This window comes from Cryobacterium sp. 10I5, from assembly GCF_035019865.1.
Taxonomy (GTDB): domain Bacteria; phylum Actinomycetota; class Actinomycetes; order Actinomycetales; family Microbacteriaceae; genus Cryobacterium; species Cryobacterium breve_A.
On sequence record NZ_JASJVI010000251.1, the window covers coordinates 1 to 222 of the forward strand.

General features: G+C 63.1%; 1 protein-coding gene. It reads right to left on the reverse strand.

All coding sequences use genetic code 11. From position 1 onward, the window contains the following. Positions 1-191, reverse strand: a 191-nt coding sequence (locus QN350_RS19890; protein WP_323517251.1) for a hypothetical protein, incomplete at its 3' end; no start/stop codon positions are given. Between the last annotated feature and the right edge of the window lie 31 nt (positions 192-222).

A 222-nucleotide genomic window follows, 5' to 3' on the forward strand; every position in this document is an offset into this window, starting at 1 on the left:
GTCGGCATCGCGACGGGGATAGCCGCAACCGTGAGCACGAGCGCGAATTGCAGTGTCGTCAGGATCGGGTCGCCCCGCAGAGTCGACACCACCACGATCACGGTCACCAACGCGAGGGCGAGGAGGATGAGGTAGTTGCCGATCCTCAGAACGGCCTTCTGGAAGTGGCTGACGGTATGGGCATCCTGCACCAGACCGGCCGTCTTACCGAAGCTGGTATGG